Source organism: Nocardioides sp. Root190 (genome assembly GCF_001428565.1).
Classification (GTDB): domain Bacteria; phylum Actinomycetota; class Actinomycetes; order Propionibacteriales; family Nocardioidaceae; genus Nocardioides.
The window spans coordinates 38,429-56,897 of record NZ_LMIA01000014.1; the positions used below are offsets into that span (position 1 = coordinate 38,429).

Annotated in this window: 17 protein-coding genes and 1 riboswitch; of the genes, 12 read left to right on the forward strand and 5 right to left on the reverse strand. The window is 69.3% G+C overall.

Translation table 11 applies throughout. The annotated features are described in order from the left end of the window. The first annotated feature begins 930 nt into the window (after positions 1 to 930). Positions 931 to 1,296 (forward strand): DsrE family protein, encoded by a 366-nt coding sequence (locus tag ASE01_RS22930; protein WP_056758409.1) that lies wholly within the window; start codon positions 931 to 933, stop codon positions 1,294 to 1,296. Here ASE01_RS22930 and ASE01_RS22935 read toward each other — a convergent pair. The 3 genes from ASE01_RS22935 to ASE01_RS22945 form a co-directional block, all read right to left on the reverse strand. Next, a complete protein-coding gene (locus ASE01_RS22935) occupies positions 1,290 to 2,249 on the reverse strand; it encodes a 2-hydroxyacid dehydrogenase (RefSeq protein ID WP_056758412.1) in 960 nt (319 codons plus the stop codon). The two genes, ASE01_RS22930 and ASE01_RS22935, sit on opposite strands and share 7 nt — an antisense overlap. Before the next feature lie 21 nt (positions 2,250 to 2,270). Beyond that, positions 2,271 to 3,608: an aminotransferase class V-fold PLP-dependent enzyme gene (locus ASE01_RS22940; protein WP_056758415.1), complete on the reverse strand. Its 1,338-nt coding sequence runs from the start codon at positions 3,606 to 3,608 to the stop codon at positions 2,271 to 2,273. Positions 3,609 to 3,640: 32 nt separating this feature from the next. After that, positions 3,641 to 3,755, reverse strand: a riboswitch (SAM riboswitch). Between the two features lie 40 nt (positions 3,756 to 3,795). Continuing rightward, positions 3,796 to 5,130, reverse strand: a complete 1,335-nt coding sequence (locus ASE01_RS22945) for an FAD-dependent oxidoreductase (RefSeq protein WP_157537782.1) — start codon at positions 5,128 to 5,130, stop codon at positions 3,796 to 3,798. A gap of 76 nt (positions 5,131 to 5,206) precedes the next feature. Here ASE01_RS22945 and ASE01_RS22950 point away from each other — a divergent pair, with 76 nt between their 5' ends. Further along, positions 5,207 to 6,133: a LysR family transcriptional regulator gene (locus tag ASE01_RS22950; protein WP_056758840.1), complete on the forward strand. Its 927-nt coding sequence runs from the start codon at positions 5,207 to 5,209 to the stop codon at positions 6,131 to 6,133. A gap of 22 nt (positions 6,134 to 6,155) precedes the next feature. On the opposite strand, the gene ASE01_RS22955 is transcribed toward ASE01_RS22950, so the two are convergent. Continuing rightward, on the reverse strand, positions 6,156 to 7,052 hold the full coding sequence (locus ASE01_RS22955) for a phenylalanine 4-monooxygenase (protein WP_056758420.1): 897 nt from the start codon (positions 7,050 to 7,052) through the stop codon (positions 6,156 to 6,158). A 90-nt stretch (positions 7,053 to 7,142) separates the two neighbouring features. On the opposite strand from ASE01_RS22955, the gene ASE01_RS22960 reads away from it, so the two are divergent. After that, the gene (locus ASE01_RS22960; protein ID WP_056758423.1) at positions 7,143 to 7,574 is read left to right on the forward strand and encodes an Lrp/AsnC family transcriptional regulator; all 432 of its coding nucleotides are present in this window, start codon (positions 7,143 to 7,145) and stop codon (positions 7,572 to 7,574) included. 44 nt (positions 7,575 to 7,618) lie between these two features. Continuing rightward, positions 7,619 to 8,431 (forward strand): SDR family NAD(P)-dependent oxidoreductase, encoded by an 813-nt coding sequence (locus ASE01_RS22965; RefSeq protein ID WP_162260332.1) that lies wholly within the window; start codon positions 7,619 to 7,621, stop codon positions 8,429 to 8,431. 57 nt (positions 8,432 to 8,488) lie between these two features. On the opposite strand, the gene ASE01_RS22970 is transcribed toward ASE01_RS22965, so the two are convergent. Further along, entirely contained in the window at positions 8,489 to 9,553 is a 1,065-nt protein-coding gene (locus ASE01_RS22970) for an alpha/beta fold hydrolase (RefSeq protein WP_056758844.1), read from the reverse strand. A gap of 307 nt (positions 9,554 to 9,860) precedes the next feature. On the opposite strand from ASE01_RS22970, the gene ASE01_RS22975 reads away from it, so the two are divergent. The 8 genes from ASE01_RS22975 (at position 9,861) to ASE01_RS23010 (ending at position 18,415) form a co-directional block, all read left to right on the forward strand. After that, a complete protein-coding gene (locus ASE01_RS22975) occupies positions 9,861 to 10,217 on the forward strand; it encodes a prepilin-type N-terminal cleavage/methylation domain-containing protein (protein ID WP_056758431.1) in 357 nt (118 codons plus the stop codon). Positions 10,218 to 10,286: 69 nt separating this feature from the next. Continuing rightward, positions 10,287 to 11,387, forward strand: a complete 1,101-nt coding sequence (locus ASE01_RS22980; protein WP_056758435.1) for a type IV pilus twitching motility protein PilT — start codon at positions 10,287 to 10,289, stop codon at positions 11,385 to 11,387. Positions 11,388 to 11,400: 13 nt separating this feature from the next. After that, positions 11,401 to 13,137: a GspE/PulE family protein gene (locus ASE01_RS22985; protein WP_082606342.1), complete on the forward strand. Its 1,737-nt coding sequence runs from the start codon at positions 11,401 to 11,403 to the stop codon at positions 13,135 to 13,137. Between the two features lie 2 nt (positions 13,138 to 13,139). Then, entirely contained in the window at positions 13,140 to 14,345 is a 1,206-nt protein-coding gene (locus ASE01_RS22990; RefSeq protein ID WP_056758438.1) for a type II secretion system F family protein, read from the forward strand. After that, positions 14,345 to 14,812, forward strand: coding sequence for a prepilin-type N-terminal cleavage/methylation domain-containing protein (locus ASE01_RS22995; RefSeq protein ID WP_056758441.1), 468 nt, complete (start codon positions 14,345 to 14,347; stop codon positions 14,810 to 14,812). Before ASE01_RS22990 ends, ASE01_RS22995 begins: the two co-directional genes overlap by 1 nt. Continuing rightward, positions 14,803 to 15,447 (forward strand): type II secretion system protein J, encoded by a 645-nt coding sequence (locus ASE01_RS23000; protein WP_157537784.1) that lies wholly within the window; start codon positions 14,803 to 14,805, stop codon positions 15,445 to 15,447. The genes ASE01_RS22995 and ASE01_RS23000 overlap by 10 nt, the downstream gene beginning before the upstream one ends. Beyond that, entirely contained in the window at positions 15,444 to 17,603 is a 2,160-nt protein-coding gene (locus ASE01_RS23005) for a hypothetical protein (protein WP_056758448.1), read from the forward strand. The genes ASE01_RS23000 and ASE01_RS23005 overlap by 4 nt, the downstream gene beginning before the upstream one ends. Positions 17,604 to 17,656: 53 nt before the next feature. Then, positions 17,657 to 18,415, forward strand: a complete 759-nt coding sequence (locus ASE01_RS23010; RefSeq protein WP_200958989.1) for a prepilin peptidase — start codon at positions 17,657 to 17,659, stop codon at positions 18,413 to 18,415. Positions 18,416 to 18,469: the final 54 nt, after the last annotated feature.

Here is an 18,469-nt window from a genome sequence, read left to right on the forward strand (position 1 = left end):
GCCGATCCACTCATCGATCTCGAGCTGGTGTCGGCCCTTCACATTGGCACCGAGCTCGGTCAACAGCTCACCGACCGAGCAGCCGTCGTAGCGGCCGATCAGTGCGGTGGAAGCGGTCCCGAGATCCATACCCATATTGGATCACGACCCACCGACACAACCACCGGCAGGCGGGAAGCCCGGTGGTCGAGGAGGTCGCGCAGCGACCGTCTCGAGACCAGGTGAGTCGATGCCGGAACTGGCCCGTGGACACCCAGGTGCACCGTGGCGGGTGGTCTCGAGACGGCCGCGGGCGGCCTCCTCGACCAACGGTGGCTGTCCGCCGTACCCACTCGTTGCTGCTCCTACGGAACGAGACCACCGACCGACTGCAGTCCGGGTCGGCGGCGTCCCCGTTGGTCGAGGAGGTCGCGCAGCGACCGTCTCGAGACCTGGTGRGTYGGTGCCGGGTCTTGCCCACAGGTAGGTGGGTGCATCGTGGCCAGGGGTCTCGAGACGGCCGCGGGCGGCCTCCTCGACCANCTCGAGACCTGGTGGGTTGGTGCCGGGTCTTGCCCACAGGTAGGTGGGTGCATCGTGGCCAGGGGTCTCGAGACGGCCGCGGGCGGCCTCCTCGACCAACGGGTGAGGGGTGTCCGTTGGTCGAGGAGGTCGCGCAGCGACCGTCTCGAGACCTGGCGGGTTGGTGCCGGGTCTTGTACGGGTAGGTGGGTGCATCGTGGCCAGGGGTCTCGAGACGGCCGCGGGCGGCCTCCTCGACCAACGGGGCCGCGGGCGGCCTCCTCGACCAGCGGCGGTGACGGCGTACGCGTACGCGCCGCTCGCCAGTCCTGCGCACCTTTGCGCGTGAGCGCGGACGCGCGACGGGGCTGCGAATTCCTACCTTCGAGACATCGGCGGAACCACCGCCCGCACCCGAAGGAGATCGTCATGTCGAACAAGGCAGTAGTCAGCCTGGCCACCGGGATGGAGGACCCCGAGCGGGTCACCGTCGCGTTCCTCGTCGCGCTCGGCGCGGCCGAGCAGGGCCGGCCCACCTTGATGTTCCTGACCAAGGAGGCCGTCCGGCTCGCCGTCCCCGGCGTCGGCGTCGGGAAGGCCTGTGAGGGGTGTCCGCCGCTGCCCGAGCTGCTCGCCCGCTACGAGGCCGCGGGCGGGAAGTACCTCGTGTGCCCCCTGTGCTTCAACGCCAAGGCGCTCGACCCGGAGAACCTGATCGGGAGCGCCGAGATCGGCGGGACGATCCCGATGTGGCAGTGGATCGGTGACGAGGGCGCGACCAGCTTCAGCTACTGATCGCGCGACATCTCGGGGATCGGCGTGAGCAACGGCTCCCCGGCCAGCCAGGCCGCGAGGTTGTCGAGGGTGAGGGTCCGCATCGCGGCCCGGGTCTCCTCGGTGGCGGAGCCGACGTGGGGGAGGAGCACCACGTTGTCGAGCGCGACCAGCGCCTTCGGCACGTGGGGCTCGTCCGCGAAGACGTCCAGCCCCGCGGCGCCCAGGCGTGCATCGGTGAGTGCCGCGAGGAGGGCGTCCTCGTCGACGACGGAGCCACGCGCGACGTTGACCAGGACGCCGTCCGGGCCGAGCGCGTCCAGCACCGGCCGGTCGACGAGCCCTGCTGTGGCCGGGCCTCCCGGCACGATCACGATCAGGTTGTCGACGGCGTCGGCGAGCCCGACCGCGGTCTGGTGGTAGGCGTAGGGGACACCGGGCACCTCGTGGCGGCTGTGATAGCTGACCTCGCAGCCGAGTGCCTCGAGCAGACCCGCGATGGTGCGCCCGATCCGGCCGAGTCCGAGGACGCCGACCTGGCTGCCGGAGACCTGACCGGTCAGCGGGAAGGACCCGTCCGCCCAGTGTCCGTCGCGGATGAAGCGGTCCGCGGCGACGAACCTGCGCCGGGTCGCGATCAGCAGCCCCAGCGCCGTCTCCGCGACCGCGGCGTCGAGGACGTCGGGCGTGTGGCTGACCGCGATCCCGCGGGCGAGGGCGGCGGGCACGTCGATGTTGTCGTAGCCGACGCCCTGGTTGGCGATCATGGCGAGGTTCGGCAGTGCGGCGATCAGGTCGGCGTCGACGCGGCCGGAGTTGGAGCAGACGATCGCGACGACCTCGGAGCCGTGGGCCGTGAGGAAGTCGGCGCGCCCCTCCTCCGGCAGGTCGAGGGCGTCGTACGACGCACCGACAGCGTCGTGCAGCTGCTGGCTGAACGGGGGGACCCGGAGGATGGTGCCGGTTCTCGTCACCCCGCCAGCCTAGGACGCGCCCTACGAGCCGCAGGCTGAGGTGACGTCGGTGACCGACACCCATGCGGGCAGCTGGCGCGGGTCCGGGGTGGGCAGGTGGTCGGGGCCGTAGGTCCAGCGCGGGCCGCGGGCGACCAGGTCCTCGATCGCGTCGGCGAGGCGGTCGACGTCGTCGCTGGAGGAGCCCAGTCCGAGGCTCGCCCGAACGGCCGTGGCACCGCCGGTGAGTCGCCGGAGCAGCGGGTGCGCGCAGAAGCGGCCGTCACGCACGCCGATCCCGTGCTCGGCGGAGAGGTACTGCGCGACGAGCTCGGCGCAGTGGCCCTCGACGGTGAACGTCGCGAGGGCGAGCACGTCGACCTCCCCGCGCCACAGCTGCAGGGTCCGGACCCCGTCGATGGCCTCCAGCCGGCCGATCAGCCGGTCGCGGAGATCCTCGTCGTGGCGCACCAGTGCGCCGTCCGGGAGAGCCGCGAGCACCTCGCAGGCAGCAGCGAGCGCGACCGCTCCGACGACATTGGGTGTCCCCGCCTCGTGGCGGGCCGGAGCAGCGCCCCACGTCACGGAGTCGGTGGTGACGTGGGTGACGGCGCCGCCGCCGGCGAGGTACGGGGGAGCGGCGTCGAGCCAGTCGCGACGTCCGACGAGCACGCCGGCGCCGTACGGCGCGAAGAGCTTGTGGCCCGAGAAGGCGAGGTAGTCGATGCCGAGCTCGGCGACGTGGATCCGGTGGTGGGGCACGAGCTGGGCGCCGTCGACGGCGATCCGGGCGCCGTGGCGGTGCGCGATCGCGACCAGCTCGGCCAACGGCAGGATCTCGCCGGTCACATTGGAGGCTCCCGTGACCGCCAGCAGCGCGGCGGGGGTCCGGGCGAGCTCGTGCTCGAGAGCCGCGAGAGTGGCGGCGACGGTGGGATGGGCGGGGACCGTACGGACCCCGTTGGCCCGCCAGGGCAGGAGATTCGCGTGGTGCTCGATGTCGAGGACGACCACGTCACCGGGCACTGCGCTCGCCAGCAGGTTCAGCGCGTCGGTGGTGTGTCGCACCACCTGGACGACGTCGTCGGGCCGGGCACCGACGAAGGCGCCGATCGTGCGGCGAGCCGTCTCGTAGGCCGCGGTGCTCACCGCAGAGGCGTACCCCGCGCCGCGGTGCACGCTCGAGTAGTGCGGAAGGAACTCGGCGACCCGGTCCGCGACCGCTTGGAGCGCGGGCGCGCTGGCGGCGATGTCGAGGTTCGCGTACGGCGTCGTCCCCCCGGTCACGAGGGGGACCGGTGCGCCGGCGCCGACCAAGCCGGCGAGTGGGTCGATGCGGCGGGTTCGGCGAGTGCGGTCGGTGCGGGTGCCTGCGGTCATGGAGTGTCCTCGGGTCGGGGACCCCGTGCCGGAGTCCGCGCTTGCCGACCTGCGGTGCGCAGGAGGCCGTGTCCTCACCCGGGGCACCCCACCGCGGAGGAGGGTTGCCGGCCAGCAAGCCGGGGCTTCGCACTGGCACTCGTGACAGGGCCGAACGCTACCAGATCACTCGACAATGAGCTCCCGGTCAGGCGGGACGACCCACCCGCAGCATCTCCTCGCGGCTGGCGACCTTGACCCGGGCCCGGCCGGCGGCCTCGCCGAGGGCGACCTCGTGCGCGTCGAGCAGCTCCCACGAGGTGTGCGTCGCCACGGCGACGTCACGCTCGGCGAAGTAGGCGTCCACGTCCTCGGGGCGACGCGCGGTCGCGGTCGGCACGGTGTCGGCGAGCAGGTGGCCGACGGTCTCGGCCGCGTCGCTCTTCGTGTGGCCGATCAGGCCGACCGGGCCGCGCTTGATCCAGCCGGTCACGAAGGTGCCGGGGATCGGGGTGCCATCCAGGTCGAGCACCCGGCCGCCGTCGTTCGGGATGACCGCGGCGCGGTCGTCGAAGGGGAGGCCCGGGAGGGCGGTGCTGCGGTAGCCGACGGCGCGGTAGACGCCCTGCACGTCCCAGTCGGTGAACTCGCCGGTGCCCACGACGTTGCCGTCGGCCTCGGGCGAGTGGGTGCGCTCGGTGCGCAGGCCGGTGACCCTGCCGTCGGCACCGGTGATCTCGACCGGCGCCTCGGCGAAGTGCAGGTGGATCCGGTGGTCCTTGCCCACCGGGTCGGCACCGACCCAGCTGGTCAGGGTGTTGAGCACCATCTTCTGCGCCTTGTGCTGCGCGATGTGCTCCATGCCGTGCTCGTCCACGTCGAAGCCCTCCGGGTGCACGATCACCTCGACGTTGGGCGAGTGGTTGAGCTCTCGCAGCTCCAGCGGCGAGAACTTCGCGTACGCCGGGCCGCGGCGGGCGAAGACGTGCACGTCGGTGATCGTCTTGGCCTGCAGGCCCTCGTGCACGTGGGCGGGAATGTCGGTCACCAGCATCTCGTCGCCGGTCTTGGCGAGGACCCGGGCGACGTCGAGCGCCACGTTGCCGACGCCCACGACGGCCACGCTGGTCGCGTCGAGGGGCCAGGTGGTGGGGGCGTCGGGGTGGGCGTCGTACCAGGACACGAAGTCGGCGGCGCCGTACGACAGCTCCTCGCCGGGGATGCCGAGATCGCGGTCGGCCATCGCGCCGGTCGAGATCACGACGGCGTCGTAGAACTCGCGGAGGTCCTCGAGCTTCACGTCGACGCCGTACTCGACGTTGCCGAGGAAGCGGACCTCGGGCTTCTCCAGCACGCGGTGGAGCGCCTTGATGATCTCCTTGATGCGGGGGTGGTCCGGAGCGACGCCGTACCGAACGAGCCCGAAGGGCGCCGGCAGGCGCTCGAGGATGTCGACGGAGACGTCGACGTCCGACTTGGTCAGGATGTCGGCCGCGTAGATGCCAGCCGGTCCGCCGCCCACGATCGCAACACGAAGAGTCATGGTGCAGAGTCTGCTGATCCACGGCGTCTCACAGAACGAGGTTGTGGTTGGGTGCTCACAAGATAGGCTTGTGAGCATGTTGGGTCCGTACGTCCCGGATCTCCGGGCTCTCGAGCTGCTCGTCGTCGTGTCCCGCACCGGCAGCCTGGGGGCTGCGGCGAGCGAGCTCGGCATCTCCCAGCAGGCCGCGTCGTCGCGGGTACGGACCATGGAGTCGCTCGTCGGTGAGCCGCTGGTGGCGCGGAGCAAGCGCGGCTCGGAGCTCACCCCGACCGGCGAGCTCGTCGTGCAGTGGGCGGATCGGGTGCTCGATGCCGCCCAGGAGCTGGATGCCGGCATCGCTTCGATCCGTTCGGACCGCCGCGGCCACCTGACCATCGCCGCCAGTCTGACGATCGCGGAGCACCTGCTGCCCGGGTGGCTGGTCGGACTCCGTGCCCAGCAGGCCCAGCTGGGACAGCAACCCACCGAGATCCGGATGACGGCGACCAACACCGAGCGCGTGACCGAGCTGGTCACCTCCGGGGAGGTGGCGCTGGGCTTCGTCGAGGGACCGGATGCCCCCAAGGGACTGCGCCGTCGTCTGGTCGGCACCGATGAGCTCGTGGTGGTCGTCGGCCCCACCCACCCCTGGGCGTCCCGCCCGCGCCGTCGGGTCACCGCCGCCACGTTGGCGGCCACGCCCCTCGTCGTACGGGAGGCCGGGTCGGGGACCAGGACCGTCCTGGAGCGGGCTCTCGCCGACATGCCGCAACCTCCGCCGATGCTGGAGCTGTCCAGCACGGCCTCGGTGCGCGCCGCCGTCGCAGCGGGGGCAGGTCCGGCTGCTGTCGGCGCCCACGCCGTCCGCGACGACCTCGCCACTGGCCGTCTGGTGCGGATCACCGTGGCCGGTCTGGACCTGACCCGCCGGCTGCACGCAGTGTGGCTCGGTGGCCCGCAACCCGCAGAGGGCCCCGCCCGCGAGCTCGTCGCCTGGGCCGCGCGGGGTGCGCGCGGCTGAGCGGCCCACCGACCGCGGGACCTCAGGTGTGGGCGGGGTGGCGCGCCGAGAGCCGGGCGATCGAGTCGTCGGTGCAGTCGGCCCAGAAGCCGCCGATCACGTCCTCGATCTGGGTGAAGGAGTCCGCGACGTAGAGGACGTCCTGGTAGTCGGTGATGTCGTAGACCTGACTGCCCATCTCGCCGATGTCGAGGGGGCGGATGGTCATCCCGCGGAACGCCTCGATCTCGCCGGGGGAGGAGAGGATGCCGGCGCCGTACGCCTTGAGGTCGCCTGCTTCCCAGAGGATCCCGAACTCGAGGGTGAACCAGAAGACCTTGCTGATGAACTCCAGCGCCTCGGTGGTGCGGACCCGGCGAGAGGCCTGGCCGGCGAGCTCGTAGAGGGCCGTGAAGCGCGGGTTGGCGAGGGTGTTTCCGTGGCCGACGACCTCGTGGAGGACGTCCGGCTCGGGGGTGTAGAGCGGCACGGAGTGGTGGCGGACGTACTGCGTCGACCAGAAGCCCTTGTCGGCGAGCGAGCCGTAGAAGTCGCGGAGCGGCACGAGGCCGGCGGCGGGCTGGTAGCGGTAGCCGGTCAGGGGGCGCAGCCACTCGCTGACCTCGGCCAGCTGCGGGATGTGGTCGATCGGCAGCTCGAGGGACTCCTTGCCGTCGAGGAACTCGCGGCAGGCGTGGGCGCGGTGCTTGGTCACCAGCGCCTCGCTGACCACGCGCCACACGCGGTGCTCGGCATCGGTGTACTCCGCGAGCGGAGCCGGCGTGCCGGGCCGCCAGTTGCTCGCGAGGGTGGCGAGGGCGTCGCGCCGGGCGCGGTACGCCGGGTCGGCGAAGCCTGGGTGGTCGTCGCCCAGGTGCACCTTGAGGGATCCGTCCTCGTCGGCGGTGACCGGGGCGAAGTGCTGCGCTTCCTCGAACATGGCCCAAGTCTGTGATCTGGTCCACCGAATTGCCAGCATCCTCAGACGAATGGCTCCGGTGGACCCGACCTGAGTGGCAGACTGTCCGACATGGATGCGACCGACCGTGCAATTCTGGACGTCCTGCGCACCGATGCCCGGACCTCGATCCGGGACGTCGCCACCCAGGTCGGAGTCAGCCGGGCGAGTGCCTACGCGCGGGTGAAGCGGATGACCGACGCCAAGGTGATCCGCAGGTTCACCATCGACGTCGACCACGTCGCGCTGGGGCTCGGGCTGGCGGCGTACGTCCACGTCCGGACCAAGCAGAACTCGTGGAAGTCATTCCGCAAGAAGGTCTGGGAGCTGGAGGAGGCTGCGCACGTCGCCCTCGTCACCGGCGACTTCGACTGCGTGATCCTGGTGCGGGCCCGCGACGCCGACCACCTGCGCGAGCTCGTGCTGGAGCGGATCCAGTCGTTGCCCGAGGTCGTCGCGACCCAGACGGTGCTGGTGTTCGAGGAGCACGTCGGTCCGTCCTGAGACCTGCGGCGCGCACGACTGGAACAGGTTCTAGTGTGGCGTCCGTGGACAGACTCGACGGACGTGTTGCTGTGGTGACCGGTGCGGGCAGCGGCATCGGTCGGGTGACGGCGCGCCGGTTGGCGGCGAAGGGCTGCGACGTCGCGCTCGTCGACCTCCGACCCGACGGGCTCGAGGAGACGGCACGGCTGGTCCGCGCCGAGGGGCGCCTGGCAAGCACCCACCTCGCCGACGTGTCGGACGCCGAGCGGATGGCTGCCCTGCCCGAGGAGGTGCTCGCCCTCCACGATGCCGTGCACGTCCTGGTCAACAACGCCGGAGTGACCTCGGTCGGTCCCTTCGCCGACGAGCGGCTCGAGGACATCCGTCTCCTGGTCGACGTCAACATCTGGGGCGTCGTTCACGGGTGCCGCACCTTCCTCCCCGTGCTGCGCGAGCAGGAGGAGGCCCACATCGTCAACGTGTCCAGCATCGCCGGGCTGCTCGGACTGCCGCACACGGCGACGTACGCGCTCACCAAGGGCGCGGTGAAGGCGTTCTCGGAGGCCTTGCGTGGCGAGCTCGCGGGGACCACGGTCGGTGTCAGCGTTATCTACCCCGGCACCCACCGCACCGCGATCGCCGCCACCGCGCGAGGCTCCGACGGCGCCCGCGTCGCGAAGCTGTCCCAGGGCCGGCTGGGCGTGCTGATGCCGCCGCCCTCGCTCGTCGCCCGCCGGATCGTCAAGGCGATCGAGAAGGACCAGGCCCGCGCCGTCGTCGGACCCGACGCCCGCGTGATCGACCTGGCCTCCCGGATCGCTCCCGGCCGCACCCGGTTGATCGGTCGGGTCACCGGGAGGCTGTCGGGTCACTGAGGCGGGCGTTCGCGGCACCATCGTGACGACGGCCACCGTCGTCCGTGGAGTGGCGGCCTACCGCTTCCGGTCGTGCTTCTCGAGGAACCCGTGGATCTCGACCCACGTCGTCTCGGGCGCCTTCGTCCCGGTGAGGACACCGAGGTGGCCGCCGGGGGCGAGGGGCAGCCGGACGTCGGTGGAGTTCGGCAGGAGCTCGCCGACGTGGTGGGCGGCAGCTGCTGGGACGAGGACGTCGGACTTTCCGGCGATGTTCATGACCGGCACCCTCACCGTGGCCAGGTCGACGAGGTGGTTGGGGCCCTGCACCTTGCCGGTGGCGAGCTCGTTGCGCAGCGCGAGGCGCTGGTAGACCTGCAGGGTCGCCCGCCCCGGGTAGGCCAGCATGTTGTTCATGATGTGATCGACCGCCTGGACCTGACCGAGGAACTCGCGGTCCTCGCGTCTCGACCACAGCGTGCGTGGCTTCTTCAGGTACGTCGGCAGGGCGGTCGCCTTGAAGCCGAGGCTCACGACCGGCGCCGGCACGGACCCGGCGACCTTGAGAGCACTGCCGACGATGCGACCACGTGTCACACGGCCAATCGCCTGCACCGGCCTGAGGATCGGCTGCTTGGAGAGGTCGAACGGACTGGCGACCATCGCGACCGTGCGGATGGGCAGGTCCTGGTGGACGGCTGCGGTCCCCAGCGACAGGAGCCCACCCATGCACCACCCGACCAGGTGCACGTCGCGGCCGCCGGCGTCCTCGGTCACCTTGCGGATCGCAGGCGGCAGGACGTCGTTGACGAAGTGCTCGATGCCGACCTTGCGGTCCACGCCCTTGAGCGGCCCGTAGTCGACGAGGTACGTCGGTCGGCCGCGGTTGACGAAGTCCTGGGCGAGCGAGAGCCCCTGGCGCAGGTCGAAGCAGGACGCCTGGGAACCGAGCGGCGGCACGAGGAGAACCGGGATCCCCTTGTTGCGCACTCCCTTGACCTTGTCGTAGCGGTGCAGCTCGCGGGTCTGTCCGGTGTCGATGATCTCCGACGGTGTCCGGGTCAGGTCGGCGATGCCGCCCTTGACCAGGAAGTCCCAGAGGTTGACCACGGACTGCTTGCTGGGAGCTCTCGTCGTCGCCACGGGCACAGTGTGGCCCAGATCACTGGCGAGGGAGCGGGAACTGCCGATGGGTCGTCTGCGGCGTCGGATCCGAGGGTCCGGAGGCTGCCCATGGGCTCGATGCAGATGAGAGCGGACTTCGCTCGGTTTTCCCCACAACCATCGGATCCGATGGTTGACGGAGGGCACCCTAACTCACCCCGGTCTAGACGCAAAGTAAAGAAATGTCGATAGCCATGACGAGGCATCGCATGCCGTCGTTTCCTGAGTGCACTGGCTCGGGCCACACGCCCTTCTCTCGTCTCTCTCTTCCAAAGAGGTATTTCACATGCGTCGAACCCTTGACCGCCTCCAGGCGGCTCGCCGCGAGGACCGCGGTTTCACCCTCATCGAGCTCCTGATCGTCATCATCATCCTCGGCGTGCTCGCCGCGGTCGTGGTCTTCTCCGTGCGTGGCATCACTGACAACGGCGAGACGGCTGCTTGCCGGACCGAGATTCGCACTGTGGAGACCGCCATCGAGGCGTACTACGCCGAGAACAACGACTACCCGGCCACCGTCGGCGACCTCGTCGGTGGCGCTGAGGGCTTCCTCCGCGAGGACCCGTCGGGCGCTTCCAGCATCGACCCGGCGGACACGATCAGCGCCACGACCGGCGAGATCACGCCGGCTCCCACCTGCTGATCCAGAATTTCTCCAGGAGGGTCGCCGCTCCGGCGGCGGCCCTCCTTCGGCCGTCCGTGAGGGGATCGGATGTTCCACCACCCGCACCGCATCGGTGACCGCATCGACCAGCTCCTGGCCGCCCTCTGGGAGGTCCGCGGTACCGACCTGCTGCTGACGGTCGGCCTGCCGCCGATGCTCCGCGTCGACGGCACCCTCTCCCCGGTCCCCGGCCAGTCCGCGCTCAGCTCGGAGGAGACCGACGCGCTGCTCGCCGAGGTGCTGACCCCGGACCAGCACGGTGCGTGGGAGTCGAAGCACGAGTACGACTTCTCCTTCTCGTGGCGCGAGCACGCCCGGATCCGGGGCAACGCGTTCACGCAGCGCGGCCTCACGGCTGTCGCGCTGCGGATGATCCCTCGTGACGTGCCCACGCCTGACGCCCTCGGCCTGCCGCCGGCGCTGCGCAGCCTGGCGATGAAGCACCAGGGCTTGATCCTGATGACCGGTCCCACCGGGTCCGGCAAGTCGACGACCCTGGCGTCGCTGATCGACCTGATCAACACCAACCGCGGCTGCCACATCATCACCGTCGAGGACCCGATCGAGTACGTCCACGACCACAAGATGGCGGCGGTCAACCAGCGCGAGGTCGGCACCGACACCGACAGCTTCCCCAACGCGTTGCGATCCGTGCTCCGCGAGGACCCCGACGTCCTGCTCGTGGGTGAGATGCGCGACCTCGAGTCGATCGCCTTCGCGCTGACCGTGGCCGAGACCGGACACCTCGTCTTCGCCACCCTGCACACCAACGACACCGCCCAGTCGGTCGGCCGGATGATCGACGTCTTCCCTGCCGAGCAGCAGGCCCAGATCAGGGTGCAGCTCGCTTCTGCGCTCAGCTGTGTGGTCTACCAGCGCCTGGTCCCGCGCATCGGTGGCGGCATGATCGCGGCCTACGAGGTGCTCGTGGCCACGCCGGCGGTGCGCAACCTGATCAAGGAGGGCAAGACCCACCAGCTGCGCAACTCGCTGATCACCGGCTCCCAGGACGGGATGATCACGCTGGAGCAGTCGCTCTCGCAGCTCATCCAGGCCGGCATCGTGACCGAGGAGGACGCCAGCGCGCGCAGCCTCTACCCCAAGGACATCGAGGCCCGCCCGCGGTTCACCGCCGGCGCGGGCCGGTGAGGCGACTCCTTCCATGCGACTGAAGGGCAAGCACAGCAAGGGCCCCGCTCCGGTCTCAGCGGCTCGAACTGACGAGGACGACGAGCGTCTCGGCCGGATCCTGGTCAGCGCCGGGCGGGTGCAGCCGTACCAGCTGGACGCTGCTCGCGAGCAGGACGGCCCCTCGCTCGGAGCCAAGCTGATCGCGAGCGGCGCCATCACCGACGAGACCCTCGCCCGGACGCTGTCGGAGCACCACGGCGTCCCGCTGGTGGACTTCCGCGAGCAGACTCCGGCCGCGGAGGCGATCGCACTGCTCACCCGCGAGCAGGCAGCCCTCCTCCAGGCCCTGCCGATGGACGTGGACGACGACGCCGTCACGCTGGCCGTGGTCGACCCGGCGCCGGAGCGACTCACCTCGCTCGCCGCGACGCTCGGCCGACCGGTCCGGGTGGCCGTCACCACCCTGCGCGACTTCGAGCGCGGCCTCGACACCGCCTACCGGGCGACCCAGCAGGTCGGCAGCCAGATCCAGGCCTTCGAGGCCCGCGACAACTTGCGCCGCGAGGCGGCCAACCTCGAGGTGGCCAGCGCCAACGAGGAGGCGCCGGTCGTCCGCGTGGTGCAGATGGTGATCACCCAGGCCATGCGCGACCGGGCCTCCGACATCCACATCGAGCCGACCGGCGAGCGGGTCCGGGTGCGCTATCGCATCGACGGCGCCCTCACCGAGGTGCTCGACCTGCCCGGGTCGATCGGTCCGGCCATCGTCAGCCGCATCAAGATCCTCGGTGGCATGAACATCGTTGAGCGGCGGCGCCCGCAGGACGGCCAGATCTCCATGGAGATCGAGGGCCGCGAGATCGACATCCGCGTGTCCACGACGGCGGTCGTCGGCGGGGAGAAGGTCGTCATGAGGGTGCTCGACAAGAGTCGCCCGCTCTTCAAGCTCGAGCAGCTCGGCATGCCCCCCGAGACCGCAGCTCGCTTCTCGGCCCTGATCCACGCGCCCTACGGCATGGTGATCTGCGCCGGACCGACCGGGGGTGGCAAGACCACGACGCTCTATGCGTCGCTGGGTGAGCTGAACAGTCCCGAGCGCAACCTGATGACGATCGAGGACCCGGTCGAGTACAAGTTCGACTCGATCAACCAGATCCAGATCAACGAGCAGGCCGGCATCACCTTCGCGGGTGGTCTCAAGTCCATCCTCCGGCAGGACCCGGACGTGATCCTCGTCGGCGAGATCCGTGACGTCGACACCGCTCGGATCGCCGTCCAGTCGGCGTTGACCGGCCACTTCGTGCTGTCCTCGCTCCACGCGACGGAAGCGGTCTCGGCGCTCTACCGCCTGCTCGACATGGGCATCGAGGCCTTCCTCATCGCCTCGTCCGTGACCGCGGTGGTGGCCCAGCGCCTCGTCCGCCGCAGCTGCACGTCGTGCCTGGCGCCGTACGAACCCTCGCCGGACGAGCTCGCCTTCCTGCACACCTTTGGCGGCTCGGAGCCGATCGGCGGCTTCCAGCACGGCACCGGGTGCCACTTCTGCTCCCAGACCGGCTACCTGGAGCGGATCGGTGTCTACGAGATGCTGGTCATCACCGACGAGGTTCGTGAGCTCATCGTCGACCATGCCCCCCACGACCAGATGCGCAAGCTCGCGCAGAACCAGGGGATGCGCACCCTGCAGCAGCAGGCGGCGCAGCTCGTCACCCACGGCACCACGACGGCTGCCGAAGTCATGCGTTCCATCTACGTCGCGGGAGTCTGAGCATGCCCAAGTTCGCCTATGTCGGAGTCGACCTGGCCGGGGAGAAGGTCAAGGGCACCCAGAAGGCGCCGAGCCGCGGTGACGCGGAAGTGGTGCTGTACGAGCAGGAGCTGCGGGACCTCCGGGTCACCGAGAAGAAGAGCATCCTGCAGTACGAGATCTCCGGGCCTCGCATCAAGCGCGAGCAGGTCATGCACCTGTCCCGACAGATCGCGGCCTTCCTCCGGGCCGGGCTGCCGATCCTCGACGCAGTCCACGCGATCGGCGCGGAGAGTGACAACTCCTCGGTGCGCCGGATGATGCACGAGATCGAGGACGGCCTGCGGACCGGGGAGCGCTTCTCCGACACACTGGAGCACTACCCCAAGGTGTTCCCAGAGTTCTACCGCGGCATCGTCCGCTCTGCAGAGTTGACGGGTGAGCTCGACACCGTGCTCAGCCGGCTCTCGCGCTACATCGAGCGCGACATCGAGGCCCGGCGCAAGATCAAGTCCGCGATGCTCTACCCGATGGTCGTGGCCGGCATGTCCGTGGCCACAGTCCTGGTGCTGGCCATCTACGTCCTCCCGAAGTTCGACGACTTCTTCAACGACCTCGATGCCGAGCTGCCGCTGCCGACTCGCATGCTGCTCAACACGACCGGCTTCCTCGGCACCTGGTGGTGGGCGATCCTCGCCGGCATGGCCGCACTGACCCTGATCTTCGTCATCGGCACCCGGTTCGAGAAGGGCAAGTACGCCCGCGACACGGTCCTGCTCAAGGTGCCGGTGCTGGGGGAGACGATCCAGTACGCCCTGGTCGAGCGCTTCTGCCGGGTGCTCGCATCGATGGTTGGTGCTGGGGTCAACCTGACCGAGGGACTTCGGGTCTCGACCGACTCGTTGCGCAACCGCGTCTTCATGAGGCGGCTGAACCAGGTCAACGAGGCGATGCTCGAAGGGCAGGGGATCGCCGGACCGCTGGCACGCACCCGCCTGTTCCCCGGGACGGCCACGTCGATGCTGCGTGTGGGCGAGGAGACCGGCTCGATGGACACCCAGCTCGAGGTGACCGCGCAGTATTACGAGGACGAGCTCGACTACAAGATCGCCAAGCTCACCGCGCTCATCGAGCCGATCGTCATCATCGTGATGGGGGGCATCGTCGGATTCGTCGCCATTGCTCTGGTGTCCGCGATGTACGGCATCTTCGAACAAGTGGAAATGTGATGCTGCGCCCGCGCGATCTCCGCTCCGACGGCGGTGCCACGCTGGTGGAGATGCTGGTTGCGATTGTCATCCTCAGCACCGCCGGACTTGCCGTGATGGCGGGCCTGCAGCTCAGCATCAAGACCGCTGACATCCACCGCAAGCAGTCGACCGGTGGGGCCTACGTGCGCAGCTATGCCGAAGCCATCGAGAAGTACGTGTCCACCTCGGATGCCAACTACAAGCCCTGCGCGGGTGCCAATGCCTACAATCCAGCCACCATCGGGTTCACCGCTCCGTCGGGCTACACGGCCGGACAGGCACAGGCGGTGCCGCTGAACGGTCTGGGCGTCACAGGATCGTGCCCCGGCGGTGACGTCGGCACGCAGCGGCTGACCCTGTCCATGCGCAGCAACGACGGTCGTGCCACCGAGCGACTCACCATCGTGCTGCGCAAGACGTGCGGACCGGGGTCGTCATGCCCGTGATCGAACGTCTTCGCCGTCGGCTACGTGACGAGTTGGGCTTCACCCTGATCGAACTCTTGGCCACCGTCATCATCATGGGCGTCATCGGTGCCGGCATCGTCGGCGTGGTGGTCAGCTACCTGCGCTTCACCGTGGACACCCAGTCGCGGATGACCGAGTCCCAGGACGTGCAATTCGCGGCGGTCTACTGGCAGCGTGACGTGGCCAGCATCGGCGTGCGAAGGGCTTACGACGAAGACTCGAAGACCTTCCCGCTGGACCCGTCCGTCGAGGTCGATCCAGACTGTGTGCTCCCGTCGGGCGACACGGTCGTGACCCTGGCCTGGAGTGACTACGAGACCCCGGACTCAACCTCCACGCCGACCAAGATCACTGTCACCTACGTTGCCCGGTCGAACGCCACCGACAATTACGAACTCATCCGGGTGCGGTGCACCGGGGCGAATGTCGACTCCACCATCGAGGTGGCGCACAGCCTCAACGTGGTGCCCACGGCGACCTGCGACGTGGCGTGCACGGGCTCCGGGGCGAACGTCCCGAGGCTCGTCTACCTCCATCTCTCGGTGCTCGACCCTGACGGCAACGGCACCACCGCCTACACCGCCACGCTCACCGGCGAACGGAGACAGACATGATCGATCTACTGCGCAGCAGGGTTCGACAGGCCCGCAGCGACCGTGGAGCGATCCTGCTCATCGCGATCATCATCGTCACGGTCGTCTCGGTCGTGACGGGTCTCGTGCTGACCCGTGGCGACGGCAGTCTCCGGGCCACCGTCGCGCTTCGGGACGCCGCGCGGACGTCGTACGCCGCGGACGCCGGGGCGAAGGTGGCCATCAATGCACTGCGTACCGGCGCGAACGCTGGCACCGGGACGTCTCCCTCCTACTTCACCAATGTCGACGGCACAGGGTGCTTCGGCTTCAACGGCACCGTTGCGAACCCCACCAATCCGCGCAGCACGCTGGTCCTCAACAACCTGATGCCGAAGGCGGCGGGAGAGACCCAGCAGGCCATGTCGGCGAGGGTCGAGTGTGCACCCGACGATGACACCGGAGCGCAGGGGTCGGCTGTCCCGATCAACAACTCGAACAAGCCCGGCTACGCGATCGTGACCCTCGGAGGCCCGCTGCGGACCGCGGACACGCTCAAGGTCCACGGCGGCGTCTACTCCAACAGCACCATCAACGGTGCGGTCGCGCTCGATGCAGGTGATGTCCGCGCGGTGGGCGCGTGCGCCCAGACGACGGTCACGGCACCGGGGACGAAGCAGTGCAACACGGGCTCGCCGATCGCGGACCCGAACTACGGCGACGAGCTCGGCGGCAGCGTGCCGCCACTCCGCAGGCCACCGACGTCCTGCTCGGGCAATGTCGCGACCTTCGAGCCCGGCTACTACGACAATGCGGCGGCGCTGAGCACGGCTTCCAACCTGTGCGCGCTGGCGTGGTTCAAGCCCGGCACCTACTACTTCGACTTCCACAACGACAGCTGTGCGAACGTCTGCCCGACGAGCATCTTCGGGTCCGCTGGCAACACGTGGCGGTTGAACGGAAGGAAGCTCATCGGCGGCACCTGGCGTGGCGCCGGCGGCAACACGAACACGCCCCCGCCGAGCAACATCGACATGAACCTCGAGCAGGACGGCGTGCGTGTGCCGACCTGCGTCAGCCCGATCACCGACGTCAACGCGCAGGGCGTGCAGTTCGTGTTCGGTGGAACCAGTCGGCTCTACATCGACCAGAACACCGAGATGGAGCTGTGCGGCAGCTACCACGCCGACCGGCCGCCAATCGTGATCCACGGGCTCAAGAACGGCGGCACTCCGTCTGCGGCCAACATCAACGACCTCTCGGCAAGTGCCAACCCCACGGCAGCCGGTGACGGGACCTGGACCGGCCTGACCGCACCCAACGTCACATCGGTGGCCAACGGCAACGCGAGCTGGGCTCCCGGTTCAGCCAGCGCCAGGAGCACCACCGTGACCGCAAACGGGTTCGTGCCGAGCACCGCGATTCCTGCCGGGGCGGTGGTCACCTCCGCGACCCTGCGGGTGCGCCACCAGAACGCGGATGCGACCACCAACTCGGCGGCGAGCGCGACGCTCAGGGTGGGCACGACGACCTCGGCGTCGCTGTCGTTGGCGGACGGAACGGGGAAGGGCTATTCCGTGATGACCACGTCCAGCGTCACCTTCAACAGCTCGACGAACCCGGGCGTCTTCAACGCGTTGCAGCGGGCGGTCTACGACGGCACCTACACGGGAGCAACCGTCGCCTACACGGCGCGGTCCCGGGCGAACGTCTCCTCGACCCTCGATGCCGTCCTCCTCGACCTGACCTACTACGTCCCGGTCCTGCGCGGGCAGACCGGAACGTGCGTGGCCACCGGGACCAGCTGCCCGATGGTCAGCATGAAGAACGGCAACAACAAGATCCTGCTGTACCTCCAGGGCACGACCTATGCACCGTTGGGCTACTTCGACATCCTCCTCGGCAACTTCAGCGCCGAGGTCGCCAAGTTCGGCATCGTCGCTCGAGAGCTCGACTTCGCGATCACCAACGGCAATCCCAGTCACACGGGGCCGATCTTCGAGATCCCCGACAATTCGCCGGGCTTCGGGTTCAACACGACGCTGGTGAACCTGGACGTGTATGTCTGTCCCGGGACGAGTTGTACGTCCGGGGGAGAGCTGGCCCTGAACACGAAGGTGAAGGTCTTCGACGATGGCGACCCGTCGGCCGGCGGGGACCGCGAGATGTCCGTCCTGAGCTGGAGCCACACGCGCTGACCGAGCACGAGTTCCTCTCCGTCGCCGTCCCGGTGTTCGTCGGCCTTCTCGGGTTGGCGATCGGGTCGTTCCTCAACGTCGTCGCGCACCGCGTGCCGGCGGGGGAGTCGATCGTCCACCCGTCGTCGGCGTGCCCGAAGTGCGGGCACGAGATCCGCAACCGGCACAACGTGCCGGTGCTGGGATGGCTGGTGCTGCGCGGCAGGTGCTTCGACTGCGGTGAGCCGATCAGCGGGCGCTACCCGTTGGTCGAGGCCGGGACGGGGATTCTCTTCGCGCTGGTCGCCGTACGGCTGATGAGCGACGGGCTGGGGCTGGACGACCAGGGACTGCGACTGTTGCCGGCCTATCTCGCGTTCGCCGGGATCGGGATCGCGCTCGCGCTGATCGACCTGGACGTCCAGCGGCTGCCGGACGTGATCGTGCTGCCGTCGTACCCGGTGCTCGCCGCTCTGCTGCTGATCGGGTGGGACGGCGACGCGTTGCTCCGGGCGCTGATCGGGGCAGCGATCCTGTTCGTGTTCTTCTTCGTCGTCTGGTTCCTCGCGCCCGGCGGGATGGGCTTCGGCGACGTCAAGCTGTCCGGGCTGGTGGGTGCGATGACGGCCTGCCTGTCGTGGGGCACGTTCCTCGTCGGCGCCTTCATGGGCTTCCTGCTCGGCGCCGTGGTCGGTGTCCTGCTGATGGCCAACGGGAAGGCCGGCCGCAAGACGGCAGTGCCCTTCGGGCCGTTCATGATCCTCGGCGCCTTCACGGCGATCCTCGGGGCGGGTGGGCTCGGGGACTACTACCTGGAGCTTCTCCGTTTTTGAGTGTTGCGCGGACATTCGAACATGTCTACGATCGTGCCACGGCCGACGGCCGGG